The sequence below is a fragment of the Flavobacterium bernardetii genome, assembly GCF_011305415.1.
GTDB lineage: Bacteria > Bacteroidota > Bacteroidia > Flavobacteriales > Flavobacteriaceae > Flavobacterium > Flavobacterium bernardetii.
Genome location: NZ_JAANOQ010000002.1, coordinates 336,065 through 355,679 on the forward strand (window position 1 = coordinate 336,065; position 19,615 = coordinate 355,679).

Genomic DNA, 19,615 nt, shown 5'->3' on the forward strand with positions numbered 1-19,615 from the left:
CAAAAAAAGGTTGAAAATTAAATAACTCAATGAAATTAATAGATATCAATCGATATTATGTTTAAATTTAAAGATGTTCATAAAGAGTAATCTACTCCACCACATAATTCTCAATTTTCGTTTTGTAAAAATCAATTTTCTGTCGCATTTTATTGAAAAATATTTTCTGATCTTTTTTGCCCGATTGGTTTAACGATTTGGAATTGGAAAGCTGATTAGCAATGTATTCTTTTTGTTCTAAACAGGCGTTTTTATCAGAAGTCACATAATAACCTAAGGCATTATAAGGTAAAAAGAACTTTAGTTTTTGCTCAGATGTAAATAAAACCGAATTGTTTAAAATGAGCAATTCGTTATGATATAACTGAAAATCAGGTGTATTGGTTTGGCATTTTTGCTCTAAATTGGCAATAATTTCAGCTACATCTTCTAGTAATAATTTGGCATTAGTATAGTGCAATAATCCCGATTCGAAGAAATAATAGATTTGTTGTAAGGAACTGTTTATAGTCGTATCGTTCCAAATTTCTACACGTTTGGAATGTTCAAAAAACTGCTTTAAAGCGGAAGTTTCATTTATAATGCTTGTATCAAAAATAAAATCTTCAAAGGGCGTAGCTTTCTTATTCGTTAGTAAATTATACCAAATAAAAAACTTGAATTTAGAAAACAAAGTTCCCGCCACAGCATAATTCATTGGAATGTCTTTTGCCGAATAATACAAAGTGGTTTCTGCTGGATTGAAATCGGATAAAAATGCTTTTGATTTTTCGAAATACGCTTTAAAGTCGGCTTGCGTTTTGATGCTTTTTGTTTTCTCAACAATCAAACTGTCATTTTGCTGAAATAATTGATCCATAGAAATGCCATATTCCTTACATAAAGCTACCGTTTCTTCAATTGAAAATTTACTTTTCATCGAAATTCTTCTATGTGCTGCATCATAGCTAATTTGTAAAACAGTTGATATGGCTTCATTAATAGAAGTTTCGTTTCCAATAATTTGTCGGATTTCTTTTAAAAGGATTTCTTGAGGGTTCATATTTGTGATTTTCGCAAAACCAAAGATACATATTATTATTAACTGCAAATTATTTTGTGATTAGTATAATACTTTTGAGGTGTAAAATTTCAAGATTATGAAGAAAATATTAACTGAAAAATATGAATCTTTTACAGCGAAAGATTTGAAAAACTATTCCAAAATTGTGAATGCTTATTTCAGAAGGAAAAAATATCTTTTATTAATTTCATTTACTACTATATCCTGTAGTGTGCAAAATGAAATAAATACAGATGGTTTTAGAAAGTTAGAGCCCAATTTAAATGTAAGGTTTTATGATAGGTTAGATACTATTGCTCAATATGATATTAGAGTTTTGACAAAAAGTTTAATAAAGGAATTTGTAGATAACGATAAAGTTGATTATTCAAAACCAGTTTCTTTAAAACTAGAAAAGGATAAAATGTTTGTACGTTTCACGGATGTACATAAGAAAGAATTTGTGTTGCAATTTCATGGGAAACTTCATAAAAAGATGTTCGTATTTTATACGAATTATGAAACTATAAATTTTCCAGTTCTATTGATGAAAAAACAAATGGAACGATATAAAATTCATATTTCAGAAAACAATGAATTATTAATTCAAAAGTTTAATGTTAGTGAAGGTATGTTTTTGCTTTTTGGAGCAGGAACTTCAAATGAAAATATTTATAAATTTAAAATTATTTAAAATGAGAATTGTACTTTTTTTAGTTTTGTTTGCTATTAAATTGCAAGCACAAGACACAATTGTTTTTCCTAAAATTGATGTTTTTAAACGAAATATTGTTGAGGTGAGTTACGGAATTCCTTTAGGAGATTTAGCTAATAAATATGAAAGCACGATAAATTCTGCCGTTTATTTTAGAACTAAAATTGCTAAAAAACAGTTTGTAGATTTCGGATTGGAAGTAAGTGGAGTGGTGCAAGGGAATGCTATTAATTATACATTTAATGGAGAAAATGTAATTTTAGATGGAAGTAAATCTGCTTTTTTATTAGGTTTACGATATACCCGATTTTTATATCAATCTAAGAATGAAGTTTTCTATATTGAATCCAATTCAGGTTTAGGATGGAAGTATTTGCATTACAGCAAACCGGAAGAGGAAAAATTTAAAGAAATAGATTTTCAACCCATTTTAAACACCATTGCATTTACGCAAGGAATAAAAATTATGTATAATGGTTTTGGTGTGTTTTGCAATTACCAATATGCACCATACGATTTGTTTAATTCAAAAATTGAAGACCATTTCGGAGCAGAATCCATTAATTTCGGAATTTCAGGAAGTTGGAATTTTTAATTTTTTTGAAATGAATTGACAAAATAAAACCGCAACTTAAAATTTAAATTGCGGTTTTTATGAGAAGTATGTTGAGTCTATTCAATAATTACTTTCTTGAAAATTTGTTTGTTTTCTGTTGAAATGACACACATGTAAATTCCAGCACTCAATTCTGAAACGGGAAGTTGTTCAATTAATTGCGAATTGTTAAATTCTTTTGCAGTTACAGTTTTCCCATTAAGATCAATAATTTTTACAGAATAATTTTCAGTATCTAGAGTTCCTTTATTGATGTAAAGATTGTTTTTTGCAGGATTTGGATAAACCGTTACTTGATTTTCCGAATTGAAAGTTGCATTGGATAATGCAGAAGTATTCGCTACAGCAAAATGTAACATCGCTCCAACAGCTGCTTTAGTTACATTATAGGCATAAGTTGGATCCATATTGGTCAATAAATCGTTTGCAGAATGTGTTACTGAAGATTCATTGGTTTCATAAAAACCTGTAATAATTTCATTATTGTCTTCAAACGGGATATAATCTGAGGAGTAAGCAGATGCTAGTAATGTATTCAAGTTGGAATATAAATTAACACAGTTAATTAATTCATTAGTCCTAGTATTTGAAGCGGCGTTGTTAGTAGATGGCGTATTGCTCATGTCTCTTTCGCATGTAATCGTATTATTAACTTGTCCGGCAACACCGCCAACTTGATCGATGTTAAAAACTAATCTTATGTCTAATTTTGGATTAGTACTATTTACTACATTAGAAACATAATGTTGACTACCATATAAACCAGCTTCTTCGCCACTGAAATGAATGAATTTTATGGAATATTCCGTAGGAATACTTTGTAGGAGACGTGCGGTTTCTAGTAAAACATTCGTGCCACTTCCGTTGTCATTTGTTCCAGTTCCAGTAATGGTGTCATAATGTGCACAAATAATCACAAAGGTATTTGGATATAAAGTTCCAGTTTTGGTTACAATTAAATTTTTACAAATAGCTGAAGAACCAGAATACGTAAATGGATCTTCGACCATTTGTGAAGCAGTAAAGCCGTAGCTTAGGTATTTGTTTTTAATCCAGTTTAAAGTATTTGTTTGGGCGGCGCTTCCTCTTGTTTTTACGCCAAAATTTTCAAAGGCGGTTAAATTTGCTGTAGTGTTTGTTTGTGAAACTTGATTTACCACATCTTGATAGCCTTGAATAAAGGTTTGGGAGAATGCAATAGTTTGTACAAAGAGTAGTAAGGAAACTCTTAGGGTTAGTTTTAGGTTGGTTTTCATAAGTGTTTGATTTGGTAAACAAATATATAAAATACGGATTAGTTAAAAAAAACAAAAAACCTCTAATTGTAGAGGTTTTCTTATTTATTTAACAATAATGTAGTTTTCCATTGAAACGGATTCACCGCTTTTTGTAATACCTTCTATTGTAATTTTATAATTCCCAGAAACATCTGATGTGTAAAACTCAAATGCTTTTTGACTTGAGATTTCAGTGACATTTGGTTTCCAACACAATTGATATCTATAATCTGGAATTTTTTCTAAATTATTTTTAGAATAATCTATATTATAATATGTTTTTCTAAGTTGAGGCCTGTCTAGTTTTTTATTAATGATATAATTATTTTCCAATTTTGGGACATAATTTAAATCTTTTGTTGTTAAATTAACCACACCATTGAATATGTATTTGTTAAAAAAATAGCCTTTGTTAACAAAGTTTATTTTGGTGAAAAACGCGGGGTCAAACGTTAATATTTCATCAACATCTTGTAGTAAAAAACCATCAACTAATACTAATGTGTTGTAGTAAATATCACTACTGTTTACTTCGTAATCATAAACGCTAAAGGTTTGTTTGCCATCTTTTTTAGAAATATAAACTTCAGGAATAATTTCAATAAAAACTTCCTTTATAGCATTTTGTACATTATAATCTTTTAAAACATATTCTTTGTCACTTCCATAATAAAAAGGTTTAGACTTTTTATAAGCAAAAACGGTATCACTTTTTGTGTGATAATAAATATTTTGTATCTGGTTAGCTATGGAACGTTTTAAAAAGGCATTTGCATAATTAGGATTAATTTTTATGTCTTTTTCAATGTTTTTTGTTTTTATATTTTGGTTTTCTGAAAGTTCAATTTTGTATTTTTCTTTATCTTTTTCAAATACTTGAAAATAGGCTTCTTCTCCATCGAAGCTATCTAATAGAAATTTAAAATTTCCGTTTTTATCTGTAGAAGCAATTTTAAAATCGAAATTTTCACCTGGAATAGATAAGGCTATTTTTTTGTTTTCTAAATCATCTCCATCGTTTTTTGATGTGATTTTTCCTAAAAAAACTTCTCCTCTAGTTTCAGGTAAAGAAGCTGTATTTTTCTGGTTTTCTAAATTATTATACACACTTGAAAATATAGAAGTGTTTTTTTGTTCTTGTATTGTTGGAATACTATCAATTTTAACTACATTAAAAACGAAGTTACCTTGTAAATTGTCATCAATGTTTATGCTAACCTTTTCTCTTTTAGTGTATTCTTTTTTATTTGATTTTACTTTTGAAGAAATGATGTTTCCATCAATTGAAGTTGATAAGTTTACAACTTCTGGATTGTTGTTGTTTTCTTTAAATTTTTCTGGAAATTGAACGTATGGATTAAAAATGAATATTTCTTTTAAAGCATATTCACTATTATTTAACGTCAAATTCGTATAAGCAATTATTTTGTAATTTCCTGTTTCAATATTTGTTGGAATAAAAAAATCATTATAAGAAATACCATTATTAATAACTTGTTTGTGTTTTAATATGGATATGTTTTCACTGTTTACTAACTCTACATAAGCTATTTTGCTAAGCGTTATGGTTTCTTTGTTAGTTTGGTTTAAACAAATTGTTTTGTACAAAATACTTTCTCCTGATAAGTAGAAATCAGTATTTGTTTGAAGTACAATTTGTTCTTTTATAGGTGTTGTTTTATTATCAGTATTTGTTTTTTGTGAGAACAAAAAGGAGTGAATAAAAAATATTGCGAAAAGTAATGTTTGTTTTATCATTGCCAAAATGGTGGTATTACGTTAGAAGAAAATGTGGTGCAATCGCCGCAGGGTGGAGGAACTAAATCTACATATTTGTCTGAGTCAATATATAGTTGTTTATAATATAAAAGGTAGCTTTGTTGTAAATAGTCTTGGGCCATTTCTGCTTCACAATCTGATGGTGGAGGTGTTAGAAAACAAAATTTGTATCTTCCTTCTGCGTCTTTTTTGTCTACAAAAATTTGATCCCAAAAGCATTCATAAAAATAGCCTGGAGTATCTGCGGTAGAAAAAATATCTACAAAATTAAAAAACATTCTTTTTTCTGAATAACTTGATACGTCGAAAAATCCTATTACTTTTTCATTAGGATTTGTTGAACAAGATATGTTGCCACTAAAAAATCCTGGTTGATTTTGAGATAAAATGCTCTGGTTTTCTGATAATTTTTTTAATGTACTATAAAAGGTATGTGCTTCTAAGCTTTGCACATATTGTTTTGCTAATATACTATAGCGATGTTTGATAATTGGGTTAGAAACAGGAATAAATCTAAGTTTTAAATTTACGCGATCTTCGGATAAGTTGGAAGAATTGAATAGTATTATTTTTTCAGATTTAGCAGAAGAATAGCAAACTCTCGCTTCATACGTTCTTGGTGTTAAGGATATTTCAGGTATCATTAGTGAAGGAACTGTAGGATGTGGGACAGCAATTACAGTAGCTATATGTGGCACCCATCTTGGTGCTATAATTTTATAAGTTTCTTCATATTCATATCTATAATATTTTGAACTATTTGTTGGGTCAAAAGATTTTAGTTCTATTTCCGCTCCCCGAACACCGTCAATAACTTTGTTAGAAACCTCTAAAGATTGAACTTGAGTTTCAGTTGTTAAAACTTCTTGAGTGGATGTATATGTTTTTCCATCAGTTAAGATGGTAAGTTTGTATTTTCTACCAGCGATTGCTTGAAAGGGATTTTCGGATTCATAAATTTTATCGCCTTCAATAAAATTATAGATATTACCTAAATCATCTTCAACAGTAACAGTTGCATTTTCAACAAATTCAGGACCGCTTTCTTCTAAACGATAGGTTTTAGTAAGTTTAATTTGTTGCTTTTTTAATTGATTTGTAATCGTTGCTTCAATTACAAGTGCTTCTTCAAAGTTAGAAGTTTCTAAAAGATAGGGTTCGGTACAACCAAATATTACTATAAATAAAAGAAAGCTAAGTTTTTTCATAATTTAAAATTTTTAACACTTGTTTTTTTGAAAACAAAATTGAGTGAATAAAAAATATCTCGATAATTAGTGTTTGTTTTTATCAATACCAAAATGGAGGTACTACGTTAGAAGAAAAAGTAGTGCAATCGCCGCAAGGAAATGGTACTAAGTCTACATAACTTTTTGCATTAATAGATGATTGTCTGTAATACAAAAGCAGTCCTTGGTCTAAATTGAATTGTGCAACATCAGCTTGACAATCACTTGGAAAGCCAACTGCAAAACAATATCTGAATCTTCCAGCTGCAGCCTTATTTTCCATATTGTCTTGTTCGTCATAACAATCGTAAAAATAGCCTGGAGTATCTACGACAGAAAAAATATCACCAAAATTAAAAAACATTCTTTTTTCTGAGTAACTCGATACGTCGAAAAATCCTATCACTTTTTCATTAGGATTTGTTGAACAAGTTATATTTCCACTAAAAAATCCTGGTTGATTTTGTGATAAAATGCTCTGATTTTCAGATAATTTTTTTAATGTACTATAAAAGGTATAAGATTCTAGGCTTTGTACATATTGTTTTGCTAAAATACTATAGCGATGTTTGATAATTGGATTAGAAACAGGAATAAATCTAAGTTTTAAATTTACACGATCTTCGGATAAGTTGGTAGTATTGAATAGTATTGTTTTTTTTGATTTATCTGTTGAATAGCAAACTCTTGCTTCATACGTTCTTGGTGTTGCCACTATTTCAGGTAGCATTATAGAAGGGTTTGCGGGATTAGGAACAGCAATTATTTTAGCAGTAAATGGGATCCATTTTGGTGCTATAATTTTATAGGTTTCCTCATATTCATATCTATAATATTTTGAAGTATTTGTTGGGTCAACAGATTTCAGTTCTATTTCCGCCCCACGAACACCGTCTATGACTTTGTTAGATACTTCTAGGGATTGAATTTGATTTTCAGTTGTTAAAACTTCTTGAGTAGAAGTATATGTTTTTCCATCTGCAATGATAGTAAGTTTGTATTTTCTCCCAGCGATGGCTTGAAAGGGATTTTCGGATTCATAAATTTCGTCACCTTCAACAAAATTATATATGTTACCTAAATCATCTTCAATAGTAATAGTTGCGTTTTCAACAAATTGAGGCCCATTTTCTTCTAAACGATAGGTTTTAGTAAGTTTAATTTGTTGCTTTTTTAATTGATTTGTAATCGTTGCTTCAATTACAAGTGCTTCTTCATAATTAGAAGTTTCTAAAAGATAGGGTTCCGTACAACCAAATAATATTATAAATAATAGAAAGCTAAATTTTTTCATAATCTAAAATTTAAAATTATATGTTATTGTTGGTATTGCAATGGCAAAAATGGAAGTTTTGTAACCTTTCACTTGTCCGTTTTCTGTAACAAAATATATTGAATACGGGTTGTTTCTTCCTAATAAATTATAAATAGAAATGTTCCAGAAACTATGTGCTAGTTTTTTAATTTTATGGTTTCCTTCAATATTAAAACTTAAATCAACTCTATAATAATCTGGGATTCTAAATTTGTTTCTATCGCTATATAAGGTATATTCCGAACCAGCATACTCGTATTTTCCTATTGGATAAGTAATTGGTCTACCAGTTTGATATACAAAGTTAAGTGAAAAGCTATATCTTTTTGTTATTTTATAATTTAAAACAGTATTGAAATCATGTGGCTTGTCAAAATTAGAAGCAAAAAATTCACCATTATTCACGCGTTCATCTTTAAATTGACTGTCTAATTTTATGAAACTTCTCGAGTAAGTATATGCAATCCATCCGTTAAGTTTTCCTGTAGTTTTCTTAATTAATAATTCTACACCATAAGATTTTCCTTCTCCTTGCAATAATTCCGTTTCAATTTTGTCACTTAAAACAATATTTGCTCCAGTTTTATAATCTAGTAAGTTTTTCGACTTTTTTGTATATGCTTCTAAGCTAATTTCATACACTTCATTTAGGTTTTTATAAAGTCCAATTGAGAACTGTTCACCAGCTTGTGGTTTTACATTGATATCTGAAAGTTTCCAAATATCAGTTGGTGATTGTGTTGTATTTGTACTTAGCAAATGAATATATTGGTAGGTTTTGTCATATCCAACTTTAGCAGATAAACTGTTGGTTAACATGTATCTTGCGGATACTCTTGGCTCAAAGCCTCCATATCGTTTTATAACTTCATTGTTTTTGTATTCTTTGGTTTCAATTAAAGTAGCATCATTTTTTGGTAAACCATCTTCATAAATTCTTTGGGTATTTGGTCCTAAATTACTAAAAGTAGTATATCTTCCTCCAATATTTATTAATAATTTATCAGTTAGTTTTGCTTCTGTTTTTAAATAAACCGAAGATTCTAAAGCCTTTTCATTATTTAAATTTATGGGTACAATCAGGCTTGTAGGTTCATTTGCGTTTAAATATCCAGGGTTTACTTTGTATAATTTTCCAGATAAACCATAACTTACTGTGAATTTATTATTTAGATTATTCTCGAATTTTAATTGCGCATTGGTTTCATTAATTTGAAAGCCTGAATTAAATGATTTATCAATATCATTATCATTAGAGTAATTCAGCCCATATTTATAATCACTATTGTTCACTAATAATTGAGAGCTCATTCTTTTTGAAAATTTATGGCTCCAATTAATTCCTAAAAGACGATTGTTATAATTTATTAATGAATCTGAAGTTAATTTAAATTTATCATCACTATAATATAATGAAGCTTGTATAGAATTGTTTTCGTTTATTTCATGGTTGTATTTTGTGAAAAAATCATAAAAAGAAGCACCACTCCTTTTTAATTTTTCATCATTTAAGCTTTTTAAAATCCAATCGGAATAAGTTGCTCTAAACCCTGCAATAACTGCCGATTTGTCTTTTACCACAGGAACATTTACAAATAAATTACTTGTAACGGGTCCAATTCCACCTTCACCAGACAGTTTAGTGTTATTTGGTTTTTTGGTTTTTAAATCGATAACAGATGATAATCTACCACCATATTCTACAGGAATACTTCCTTTGTAAATGGTTACACTTTTTAAACTATAAGGGTTCACAGAAGAGAAAAAACCTAAAAAGTGAAATGGATTATATAGTGAAATGTCATCAACTAAAATTAAATTTTGATCTGCGTTTCCACCTCTAACATTCAATCCACTTGAACCTTCACCTGTAGTTTTAATTCCAGGCATAATAGTTGCGATTTTAAAAACATCTTGTTCACCTAGTAAAATAGGTACGTTTTTCATGTTTTCTAAATCAATTGAAGTGGCACCTACAACAGAGGTTTTTATTTTTGTTTGAATCTTATTAGTAATTACGATTTCTTTAATTCCAATAGATTTTTGACTAATATTGAAATCTAAAGTGCCATTTTCATTAATAAATATCTTTTTGCTATTTCCTTTTGTATTTAAAACTTCAACAGTAATTATGTGCATTCCTGTTGGTAATTCTAATTTATAAAAACCATTGTCATCAGTGGTGGTTTCAATTTTTTTATTGTTCACCTTTATCTTTACATTTTTAACAGGTTCATCAGTTTCGATGTTTTTAATAAATCCTGTTAATTCATTTGTTGATGACGTACTTCCTTTTTTTTGCTTTCCAATATAAATAACATCGTTGTCAAAGTTTGTAATACTGTTTTTATTGGTTGTGTTTACTGAGGAGTTTGCGTTTTTGTTATTTTCAGGTTTGAAATAATTATCTACAAAATAGTCATAAACTATTCTGTTTTGAGTTAAAATTATTTTATTATTATCTATAAAATAATTTAATGATGTATTTGTAAATAATTTGGTTAAAATGTCCTCTAAACTTGAATTGTTGAAATTCTCAGTGATCATTTTGTTTTCAGATTCTAACCATTTTGCATCATAGTAAAACGATAGAGATTGTTTTTCTTCTAATTTTTTTAAAGATTGAGAAATCGTTTCGTTGTCAAAAGAAATTGTAATACTATCATTTTTAGTTTGAGATAAAGCCACAATTTGGAAGAAAAACAAAAATATAAAAAGCGTATTTTTCATTAAATTATAGTTTTAAATAAGTTCTGGTAAAAAAGTTCAATGTTGTTTACTTTTTGAATACTATTTTCTTTGTAAAATTCTTTAATTTCCTTTTTTAATGTAGGAAACAAATTGATGATACTGTTTTTACTAGAAATTTCTTCAAGTTTGTTATTATAAAAGATGTAATATATTTTGTAATCGTAAAAAATATAAGATACTTTATCTGATCTAGAATCTTGTTTAATTATTTTTTTGTGTTTTATATAAAGTATGCTTTTTTCGTTAATTACATGCTCTTCAAAATAACCTGCACTAATAGTGTTGTCACTTGAAATCGTTTCCAATTTTTTAAATTTTTTATTTTTAAGAATAAAATAGTCAACTTGCTTAGTAATTAAACTTGTTTCTAATACTAATTGTAATGTGGGTTTGAATATTAGGATATCATCAAAAACATCATATTTAATATTCACATCATAGTACGTTTGGTTGTTATGTTGTACAACACCCGTATTGTACTTATTCTCCAAAAACTGAAAAGTATTTTTAGAAGTTATTGGATACTTATTGGTGTAAACTATGCCGTTATTTAGAGACAGGTTTTCAATACCAACTAAACTGTCGTTATGTTTTATGAGATTTTTATTTTGCGAGAAACAGCCTAAACTGAAAAACAAAAAGGGTAGTAGTAGCTTTTTTTTGATTTGCATTTTAAAAATTTTTCGTGAATTTATATAAAAATTCTTACAACACAAAGCTTGTAAGGAATTTTAACGTTTTTAGAATTTATTTTTAACATGAGATTGTTATATTTTTCATCTTTAAAATTTATAGTTTATACCTGAACTTATTGAAAATGAATATGATGTTGGTTGTGCATAATCAAAATTCCCTAAAAATTGAAATTGAGCAGCTGGTGAAACAAATATTTGAATTTTGTCACTTAAGTTATAATTCAAATAATAATTTAAATTTAAACCATACCCTTGCTTTAAATAAGCTAAAGATTTACCGATATTCATTTTACTTACATTTTCAGAATATGCATTAACTTCATTTTTTATAGGTAAGTAAAAACTTAATCCAAAAGAGGCCGCATGATTTAATTTACTTGTATTAAAGTAATGATAAGCTTCAATTGGAATTTCTATATATCTCAAATGTTGCTGAAAAGTAATTTTTTCACTATTGCTAAATACAGCATTTATAGTGCTCGAATCTTGATTTAATTCGATACTTTCTGTTTGTAAATTACCGTTTAGGTTTTTTACAGTTGTATTATAATAAAATGTATTTATACTAACTCCAGATTGAATTCCCGTTTTTTCAGAAAACATCCATTTTAGTTTTAAACCAAAAAGATTCCCATATTTTCTTGAACCATCAATCACTTCACTATTTCCAAATTTATTTTCTGTTCCAATTTTGTAATTAGTATTAAATCCTGCAAAAGGACTAACAATTAATATTTTACTTTTTGGTTTAACAACAGTATCTTCTTTGGTTTCAGGAAGTTTTTTCTTTTTTATTTTTTCTTGAATCTGTTCGATTGTAACAATGCAGTTTTCGTCTGAACAACAACTGTCAATTTTTGAGAAACTAATTACTTGAGAATTTGAAATATTATTTTCGTTTAAACTTGTTGTTGAATTGTATGTTGAACTACTGTTTTTACTGAAATTTATGCTTTCAGTTTTGTTGTTGTTTAAATTATTACTTCTTATTTTCTTCTTCGTAATTGTGTTTTTTATTGCTTTGTTAGTATTGCTGTAAAGGTTATAATCAGTTAATTTGAATAAATTAGCTTTGTTGCTTTTTGTGTTTCTGCTGTTTTTATAACCTGAAGTTTCTTTAGTTCGGTTTGTATTTGAAACTAAAGATTTCTTCATTGCAACGTTTGTTTCGTAACTACTTTTTTTGCCGCTTTTTGTTCTTGAATTTGAAACTAAAGATTTCTTTGTAGCATTTGTTTTGTTACTGTTGTTTTTAGAATTGTATTTTAAATCACTCTTTTTAGTCGTATTGAAATTGTATGAGTTATTATGATTTTTTGTATTATTATTTCGACTGTTGTTTGAAATTACATTTTCTTTAGAGTTATTTAAAACGGTGTTGTTATTTTGTTTCGTATTTGAATTTGTATTTTCTTCAGAGTTATTTGAAATAGTGTTATTGTTTTGATTTGTATTTGAATTTAAAGCAGTACTATTCGTTCCGTTATTTGTTTCTTCATTAACTGAATTGAAATGATAGTAAGAATAACTAGTTATACCTATAATAATAAGTGAGGAAAAGAAAATCCAAAAGAAAAACCTTCTTTTTCTCTTGTCTTTTTTTAAATCCGTTTCAATTTTATCCCAAACCATTTCGCTTGGAGAATAATCTAATTGACTTAAATTATCTTTGAAAAGTTTACCTATGTCTTTTTTATTCTCCATTTTGAATTTTATTTGGTTGAAATTCTAAAATATTCTTTTTAAGTATGGCTTTGGCTTTTGATAAATTTGATTTGGATGTGCCTTCGCTAATGTTCAATAGTTTTGCAATTTCTTTATGTGAATAATCGTCAAGTTCATAAAGATTAAAAACCAATCGGTACTGATTTGGTAATTGTTGAATTAAGTTCAATAAAATATCTAAACTTAAACCACTTTCTGTTAAATCAAATTCTTCGTATTCAATATTTTGATATTCGTCAATGGTCTTGAAATTGGTTCGTTTATTAAATTTATTTATGGCTTTGTTAATCGTAATTCTTTTAATCCAACCTTCAAAAGAACCTTTGTTTTGATATTTATCAATGTTTTGGTATATTTCCATGAAACTATCGTGCAAATTATCTTCCGCTTCAGTAAATGAAGTACAATACTTCAAACTCAAGTTGAAAAGTGTTTTGCTGTAAATAAGATATAACTCTTTTTGATGGGTTATACTTTGTTTTTTACATCCAATAATAATTTCATCTAAATTCAATTATCTAAAAATATCTAATGATTAATGTTTTAATGTTGTTGCTGTTTTTGTTTGCATTTTCAGTAGCTCCAGTTTGTAAATTTATAACTTTTACTTTTGAAATATCATACTCTGTTGAACTCCAATAATAAGAATTATCAAAAGTTAAATGATGTGGAATTGATAATGTATTGTAAATCAATTCAAGCTCATCAAAAGAAGGAATGAACCAGTTGTTTGAATTATTGAAATTCTGATTAATAATTTCTTTTGAAGCAACACTTCCATTGCTTGAAGCACTACAAATTGATGGATTTGTGTAGAAATTATTTAAATCATTATGACTGTTTAGTATGCCGTAATTATTCTGTAAACCACAACCAATATTGCTAAATTGAGCATTGTTTACATTCAAATTAATACAACCCCATTCTTTTGTGGGTAAATTTTGATTTAATACTTCTATATATTGCCATCCGTTGGAATATGCATTCTTTTTGTAAGCTATTTTTCCGCCTTTTGGTCCGATTTCTCCAATTTCAAAACTATCTGAATTTTTACAGTCTTTCGTTAAAGTTCTTTCAATATTGATTGATTTTATTTTGATTAAATTCTCGGTGAAATTAAGTACTTTATAATTTAAATTCCATGAAGTTGCCACGTTTGATGTTCCAGCTAAATTGATATTCAAATTTAATTCATCATTTAAGAAAAGAAAAATCCATGTTCCTGTGTAGTTGTTGTTTAAATGATAAAGATTTATTGTTCCATTATCGTTTGCTGTAAAAACAGCTCCTGCAAATTCGTTGTTTTCGCCTTCTATAAAAGGAACTTTCCAAACACATGAACCTTGTGGGTTTCCGAACAAACCACTACAAGTTGCTATAATATCTTCTCTTGAACAAGCATCAATGGCAAGTTTTAGTTCCGTATTATTACTAACAGTAAATATTGATCCGTCTGCTAAAGTGGTTTGCAATGGATAACTAATGCTAATAAATTGATTGCTTGGAAGATTTCCTATGAAGTCACTAAACATATCATCACCCGTCATTGTAACCTGATTAATGATTTGATAATTATCGTTGTACACTAATAATTGAAACGGATAAATGAAATCAATACAGACTATTGATCTTAATGGGTCGTCTTCATCTTCAGTAATCTCTTGAAGTAAATGAAAAAGAACATCGTCTTTTTTTATTGTTTCAGTAGTTGACAATAAGCCATCGCCAACAGGTTCGTTTTGACAAGATTGTGTTAACAAGATAAGTAAAAGGAGTAGGTTGAATTTTATAAGAATTGATTTCATAATAGAGTTTTTTGAGGTTATATTTATATAGTAGTAAAAAATCAAAAAGGTTGCCTTTGAAATATATAAAATTTTATTGTTTTGTAATATCTAGATGTACATCACAAAATTGACCAGTGTCATCCGTTGCGTAAACACTAATTTTTCCAGAAGTGAAGTTTGAATTAAATTGCACATATGCATACTTTTCATATGCCGATACAATTACCATAGAACTATTATTTACTTCCCAGTTAAAAGTTCCGTTTTCTATTGATGAAGTTAATTCATAAAGATATTTTTTGCCAGGAATTATTTTATGTCTTCCAATTACACCACAGCATAATCCTTTTTGGGTTGAATAAGGGTTGTTTGTGAAATTATCACTTGTGTTTGGATCTGGATTTACCTCTTCATCTTTTGAACAAGAGAAAACAGATAATGTAATTAATGTAACGAAAACTAATCTTTTAATATTTTTCATAATAATATTTTTTGAGGTTATATTATTATAGTATGATAAAATTAAAAAGGTTGCTTTGACAACATAAAAAAACCTGAAAAATATTTTTCAGGTTTTTTAAAACTAACTAAAATAAAGAGATTATACTTTTTGGATTGTATTCATTTTATAATTTTTTCTTGTTGTTTTATATAGTATTGAAAACACAAAAAGGTTGCCTTGACAACATAAAAAAACCCTGAAAAAATTAATTTTCAGGGTTTTTAAAATATTTAAAAAGAAAGATTATGCTTTTGGAGCATCATCTTTTTTCTCTTCTCTTGGAGGTCTTGGCATTAATGCTTTTCTAGAAACTTTTTCTTTTCTAGTTTTTGGATCAATACTAAATTTTTTACAAAAAGCATGAAACAAATTCTTTTGCTTAAGTTTACTAAAAATTAGTTTATTTTTATAATCAAAAACAACAAGTTGTTTGTATAACCATGTTTAAATGTAAAAAAAAATGAAAAAAATAATTATTTTATTATTTATAAACATAAGTCTACAAAGCTTTGCTCAATGCTTTACAAGTATAGCTTCCGGAGGAGGAGATCATAGTCTTAGTATAAAAACAGATGGAACACTTTGGTCTTGGGGATATAATTCTTTAGGCCAATTAGGAGATGGAACAACTGTTCATAAGAATGTGCCTATACAAGTTGGGGCTAATGCAAATTGGCAGAGTATAAGTGCTGGAATAGAACATACTCTTGCTATAAAAACTGATGGGACTCTTTGGGCTTGGGGCAGAAATGACTATGGAATGTTGGGAGATGGTACAAATCTTAGTAAATCAATACCTACACAGATAGGTACGTCCACGAACTGGCAAAGCATTAGTGCTGGAGATTTTTATTCGACTGCTATTAAAACTGATGGTACACTTTGGGCTTGGGGTATTAATTTTTCTGGACAGTTAGGAGACGGAACGACTATTAATAAAAATATACCAACACAAATAGGAACTGCTATGAATTGGCAAAGTGTGAGTGCAGGATATTCGCATACAATTGCATTGAAAAATAATGGGACTTTATGGGCTTGGGGTGGTAATTATTATGGTCAATTAGGAGATGGAACAAATTTTGGAAATATTTCGCCAATTCAAATAGGTTCTGGTACAAATTGGCAGATGATTAGTGCAGGATCTACTCATTCTACTGCAATCAAATCTGATGGTACGCTTTGGGCGTGGGGAGAGAATAATCATGGACAATTAGGGAATGGAACGTTTACTAATAAAAATTCACCAATTCAAATCGGTTTTGGATCAACTTGGCATATTATTGCATCAGGTTTTTATTATACCCTAGCCATAAAATCGGACTTTACATTGTGGTCTTGGGGAAGAAATTATTTTGGACAATTAGGAGACGGAACATATGTAGATAAGAATACACCTACAACAGTAAGTTTAGATAATAATTGGGAAAATATTAGTGCTGCAGAAGACCACTCACTTGCTTTAAAATCAGATGGAAGTCTATATTCATGGGGTTACAATTATTTTGGACAGTTAGGTGATGGAACAAATGTCAATAAAGTTCTGCCAACAACAATTAGTTGTTCTACGCTTAATGTTTCTACGTTTGAAGATAAAACGTTAGTAGTATTTCCAAATCCGGTTAAAACTGTAGTAAATCTTCATGCTCAAAACACCATCCTTGTAACAGAAATTATAGATATTAATGGTAGAATTATGAAGTCAACTAAACATAATAGTAATGAAGTGACTTTAAATCTAGATGACTTTCAAGTTGGATTGTATTTTATAAAAGTCATCACCAATATTGGTAATTCCATACTAAAAATAATAAAAGAGTAACATGTTTTATCAAAAATTTTATAAAGGAAAAACCCCAATTCAACTAAATGAATTGGGGTCTTTAAATATTTAAAAGAAAGATTATGCTTTTGGAGCGTCCTCTTTTTTCTCTTCTCTTGGAGGTCTTGGCATTAATGCTTTTCTAGAAACTTTTTCTTTTCTAGTTTTTGGGTCAACACCTAAGTATTTTACCATAAATACATCACCCATGTTTACTACATCAGTAACATTTTCTGTTCTTTCCCAAGCTAATTCAGATACGTGTAATAAAACTTCGTTTCCTGGAGCAGCAGTATATTCTACAACCGCACCGAAATCTAACATTTTAATTACTTTCACTTCATAACTTTCACCCATTGTAGGTTTGAAGATAATTGAGTCAATTTTAGCTAAAACTGCTGCAATTCCGTCTGGGTCTGTTCCTAAAATTTCAACAACTCCTTGTTCGTCAACTTCGTTGATTACGATAGTTGTTCCAGTAGCTTTTTGTAATTCTTGAATTACTTTTCCACCAGGTCCAATTAATGCACCAATAAAGTTTCCAGGAATAGTACGCATGATAATTTTTGGAGCGTGAACTTTAACATCATTGTTTGGTTGAGCTAAAGTTTCCATTAATTTTCCTAAGATATGTAAACGTCCATCACGAGCTTGAGCTAATGCTTGCTCCATGATTTCATATTTTAATCCGTCAATTTTAATGTCCATTTGACAAGCAGTAATTCCTTCTGAAGTTCCTGTTACTTTGAAATCCATATCTCCTAAATGATCTTCATCACCTAAAATATCAGATAAAACAGCAAAACGTTCTCCGTCTGTAATCAATCCCATCGCAATTCCAGAAACTGGACGAATCATTTGAATACCGGCATCCATTAATGATAATGTTCCAGCACAAACTGTAGCCATTGAAGAAGAACCATTAGATTCTAATACTTCAGAAACTACACGAATTGTATAAGGACAATCAGCAGGAATCATGTTTTTTAATGCACGTTGTGCTAAGTTTCCGTGACCAACTTCTCTTCTTGAAGTTCCTCTTAATGGACGAGCTTCTCCAGTTGAAAATGGTGGGAAGTTATAGTGTAAATAGAATTTTTCTTCTCCTTGTTCAGATGGTGAATCAATTTGGTTCGCTTCTCTAGATGTTCCTAAAGTTGCAGTTGCCAAAGCTTGAGTTTCTCCACGTGTAAACAATGCCGAACCGTGAACCGATGGTAAATAATCTACTTCACACCAGATGTCTCTGATTTCCGTAGTTTTTCTTCCGTCTAAACGTGTTCCTAAATCTAAAGTTACATTACGAACTGCTTCTTTGTTGACTTTTTTGAAATATTTAGAAACTAAATCTCCGTTTTCTGTCAATTCTTCTTCAGTAAATAATGCTTTTACTTCTTCTTTTACTTCTTCAAATGCAGCAGAACGTTCGTGTTTAGCTGAACCTTTACTAGCAATTGCGTAAATTTTATCGTAAGATGCTTCTTTTACTTTTTCGTAAATAGCTTCGTCTTCTTTTTCTCCTTCATAAGTACGAACTTCTTTTTTTCCAAATGCTTGCGCCAATCTTTCTTGAGCAGCAATTTGTACTTTAATATGTTCGTGTGCAAATTTAATCGCTTCTAACATTTCTGCTTCTGAAATTTCTTTCATTTCTCCTTCTACCATGGCGATAGAATCAGTTGAAGCTCCAATCATCATATCAATATCTGATAATTCTAATTGCGCACGAGATGGGTTGATGATGAATTTTCCATCAATTCTTCCAACTCTTGCTTCAGAAATTAAAGTTTCAAAAGGAATGTCAGATAAGGCAAGTGCTGCCGAAGCGGCTAAACCTGCTAATGCATCTGGCATCACTTCTTCATCATGAGACATTAACTGAATCATAACTTGAACTTCTGCATGATAATCTGATGGGAAAAGTGGACGTAAAACACGGTCAACTAATCTCATAGTTAATACTTCGCTATCACTTGGACGTGCTTCTCTTTTGAAGAAACCACCAGGAAAACGACCTGCTGCAGCAAATTTTTCACGATAATCTACCGTTAAAGGTAAAAAGTCGATACCTGGACTTGCTTTTCTTGATGATACTACTGTTCCTAAGATTACAGTGTTACCAATTCTTACTACTACAGAACCGTCAGCTTGTTTCGCTAAACGACCTGTCTCGATTGTGATGCTTCTGCCATCACCTAAATCGATCTTTTCTACAAATAATTGTGGAATCATAAATTTAATTCTCAAAGGTTATACAAAGGGTTAGTTGTGTTGTTGTTGTTGTTGTGTAGTTGTTGTAGTTGTGTCTAACCCAATGAAAAACCAAACTTTTCTTGCTTTTTTTGTAAACAAAAAGGGGC

General features: G+C 29.2%; 16 protein-coding genes. 3 read left to right on the top strand and 13 right to left on the bottom strand.

Annotation, left to right across the window (positions count from 1 at the left end; translation table 11 throughout):
• Positions 1–91 precede the first annotated feature (91 nt).
• The gene (locus G6N05_RS06410) at positions 92–1,042 is read right to left on the bottom strand and encodes a hypothetical protein (protein ID WP_205729743.1); all 951 of its coding nucleotides are present in this window, start codon (positions 1,040–1,042) and stop codon (positions 92–94) included.
• Positions 1,043–1,139: 97 nt separating this feature from the next.
• Here G6N05_RS06410 and G6N05_RS06415 point away from each other — a divergent pair, with 97 nt between their 5' ends.
• Positions 1,140–1,736: a hypothetical protein gene (locus G6N05_RS06415; protein WP_166125835.1), complete on the top strand. Its 597-nt coding sequence runs from the start codon at positions 1,140–1,142 to the stop codon at positions 1,734–1,736.
• A 1-nt stretch (position 1,737) separates the two neighbouring features.
• Complete coding sequence (locus tag G6N05_RS06420; RefSeq protein WP_166125837.1) at positions 1,738–2,352, top strand: hypothetical protein; 615 nt, start codon at positions 1,738–1,740, stop codon at positions 2,350–2,352.
• Positions 2,353–2,429: 77 nt separating this feature from the next.
• Here G6N05_RS06420 and G6N05_RS06425 read toward each other — a convergent pair whose 3' ends face one another.
• From G6N05_RS06425 to G6N05_RS15710, 11 genes are all read right to left on the bottom strand, one after another.
• Positions 2,430–3,629 carry a M28 family peptidase gene (locus G6N05_RS06425; RefSeq protein ID WP_166125839.1) on the bottom strand — a complete coding sequence of 400 codons (1,200 nt, stop codon included), beginning with the start codon at positions 3,627–3,629 and terminating at the stop codon, positions 2,430–2,432.
• Positions 3,630–3,713: 84 nt separating this feature from the next.
• The gene (locus tag G6N05_RS06430) at positions 3,714–5,360 is read right to left on the bottom strand and encodes a hypothetical protein (RefSeq protein WP_187003025.1); all 1,647 of its coding nucleotides are present in this window, start codon (positions 5,358–5,360) and stop codon (positions 3,714–3,716) included.
• A 44-nt stretch (positions 5,361–5,404) separates the two neighbouring features.
• A complete protein-coding gene (locus G6N05_RS06435) occupies positions 5,405–6,637 on the bottom strand; it encodes a DUF4249 domain-containing protein (protein ID WP_166125843.1) in 1,233 nt (410 codons plus the stop codon).
• 82 nt (positions 6,638–6,719) lie between these two features.
• A complete protein-coding gene (locus tag G6N05_RS06440; RefSeq protein WP_166125845.1) occupies positions 6,720–7,952 on the bottom strand; it encodes a DUF4249 domain-containing protein in 1,233 nt (410 codons plus the stop codon).
• A 3-nt stretch (positions 7,953–7,955) separates the two neighbouring features.
• Complete coding sequence (locus G6N05_RS06445) at positions 7,956–10,703, bottom strand: TonB-dependent receptor (protein WP_166125847.1); 2,748 nt, start codon at positions 10,701–10,703, stop codon at positions 7,956–7,958.
• Positions 10,703–11,395 (bottom strand): hypothetical protein, encoded by a 693-nt coding sequence (locus G6N05_RS06450; protein WP_166125849.1) that lies wholly within the window; start codon positions 11,393–11,395, stop codon positions 10,703–10,705. Before G6N05_RS06450 ends, G6N05_RS06445 begins: the two co-directional genes overlap by 1 nt.
• 111 nt (positions 11,396–11,506) lie before the next feature.
• Positions 11,507–13,123 (bottom strand): hypothetical protein, encoded by a 1,617-nt coding sequence (locus G6N05_RS06455; protein ID WP_166125851.1) that lies wholly within the window; start codon positions 13,121–13,123, stop codon positions 11,507–11,509.
• Entirely contained in the window at positions 13,113–13,658 is a 546-nt protein-coding gene (locus tag G6N05_RS06460; RefSeq protein ID WP_166125853.1) for an RNA polymerase sigma factor, read from the bottom strand. The genes G6N05_RS06455 and G6N05_RS06460 overlap by 11 nt, the downstream gene beginning before the upstream one ends.
• Positions 13,659–13,662: 4 nt before the next feature.
• A complete protein-coding gene (locus tag G6N05_RS06465; RefSeq protein WP_166125855.1) occupies positions 13,663–14,949 on the bottom strand; it encodes a hypothetical protein in 1,287 nt (428 codons plus the stop codon).
• Between the two features lie 73 nt (positions 14,950–15,022).
• On the bottom strand, positions 15,023–15,412 hold the full coding sequence (locus G6N05_RS06470; RefSeq protein ID WP_166125857.1) for a hypothetical protein: 390 nt from the start codon (positions 15,410–15,412) through the stop codon (positions 15,023–15,025).
• Positions 15,413–15,676: 264 nt separating this feature from the next.
• Complete coding sequence (locus G6N05_RS15710; RefSeq protein WP_262887787.1) at positions 15,677–15,802, bottom strand: hypothetical protein; 126 nt, start codon at positions 15,800–15,802, stop codon at positions 15,677–15,679.
• Positions 15,803–15,893: 91 nt separating this feature from the next.
• On the opposite strand from G6N05_RS15710, the gene G6N05_RS06475 reads away from it, so the two are divergent.
• Positions 15,894–17,255, top strand: a complete 1,362-nt coding sequence (locus G6N05_RS06475) for an RCC1 domain-containing protein (protein ID WP_225875132.1) — start codon at positions 15,894–15,896, stop codon at positions 17,253–17,255.
• Between the two features lie 81 nt (positions 17,256–17,336).
• Here G6N05_RS06475 and G6N05_RS06480 read toward each other — a convergent pair whose 3' ends face one another.
• Entirely contained in the window at positions 17,337–19,487 is a 2,151-nt protein-coding gene (locus tag G6N05_RS06480) for a polyribonucleotide nucleotidyltransferase (RefSeq protein ID WP_166125861.1), read from the bottom strand.
• Positions 19,488–19,615: the final 128 nt, after the last annotated feature.

Coding starts and splice junctions, on each gene's coding strand:
- G6N05_RS06410 (WP_205729743.1), bottom strand. CDS start 1,042: ATGAACCCTCAAGAAATCCTTTTAAAAGAAATCCGACAAATTATTGGA.
- G6N05_RS06415 (WP_166125835.1), top strand. CDS start 1,140: ATGAAGAAAATATTAACTGAAAAATATGAATCTTTTACAGCGAAAGAT.
- G6N05_RS06420 (WP_166125837.1), top strand. CDS start 1,738: ATGAGAATTGTACTTTTTTTAGTTTTGTTTGCTATTAAATTGCAAGCA.
- G6N05_RS06425 (WP_166125839.1), bottom strand. CDS start 3,629: ATGAAAACCAACCTAAAACTAACCCTAAGAGTTTCCTTACTACTCTTT.
- G6N05_RS06435 (WP_166125843.1), bottom strand. CDS start 6,637: ATGAAAAAACTTAGCTTTCTTTTATTTATAGTAATATTTGGTTGTACC.
- G6N05_RS06440 (WP_166125845.1), bottom strand. CDS start 7,952: ATGAAAAAATTTAGCTTTCTATTATTTATAATATTATTTGGTTGTACG.
- G6N05_RS06445 (WP_166125847.1), bottom strand. CDS start 10,703: ATGAAAAATACGCTTTTTATATTTTTGTTTTTCTTCCAAATTGTGGCT.
- G6N05_RS06450 (WP_166125849.1), bottom strand. CDS start 11,395: ATGCAAATCAAAAAAAAGCTACTACTACCCTTTTTGTTTTTCAGTTTA.
- G6N05_RS06455 (WP_166125851.1), bottom strand. CDS start 13,123: ATGGAGAATAAAAAAGACATAGGTAAACTTTTCAAAGATAATTTAAGT.
- G6N05_RS06465 (WP_166125855.1), bottom strand. CDS start 14,949: ATGAAATCAATTCTTATAAAATTCAACCTACTCCTTTTACTTATCTTG.
- G6N05_RS06470 (WP_166125857.1), bottom strand. CDS start 15,412: ATGAAAAATATTAAAAGATTAGTTTTCGTTACATTAATTACATTATCT.
- G6N05_RS06475 (WP_225875132.1), top strand. CDS start 15,894: ATGAAAAAAATAATTATTTTATTATTTATAAACATAAGTCTACAAAGC.
- G6N05_RS06480 (WP_166125861.1), bottom strand. CDS start 19,487: ATGATTCCACAATTATTTGTAGAAAAGATCGATTTAGGTGATGGCAGA.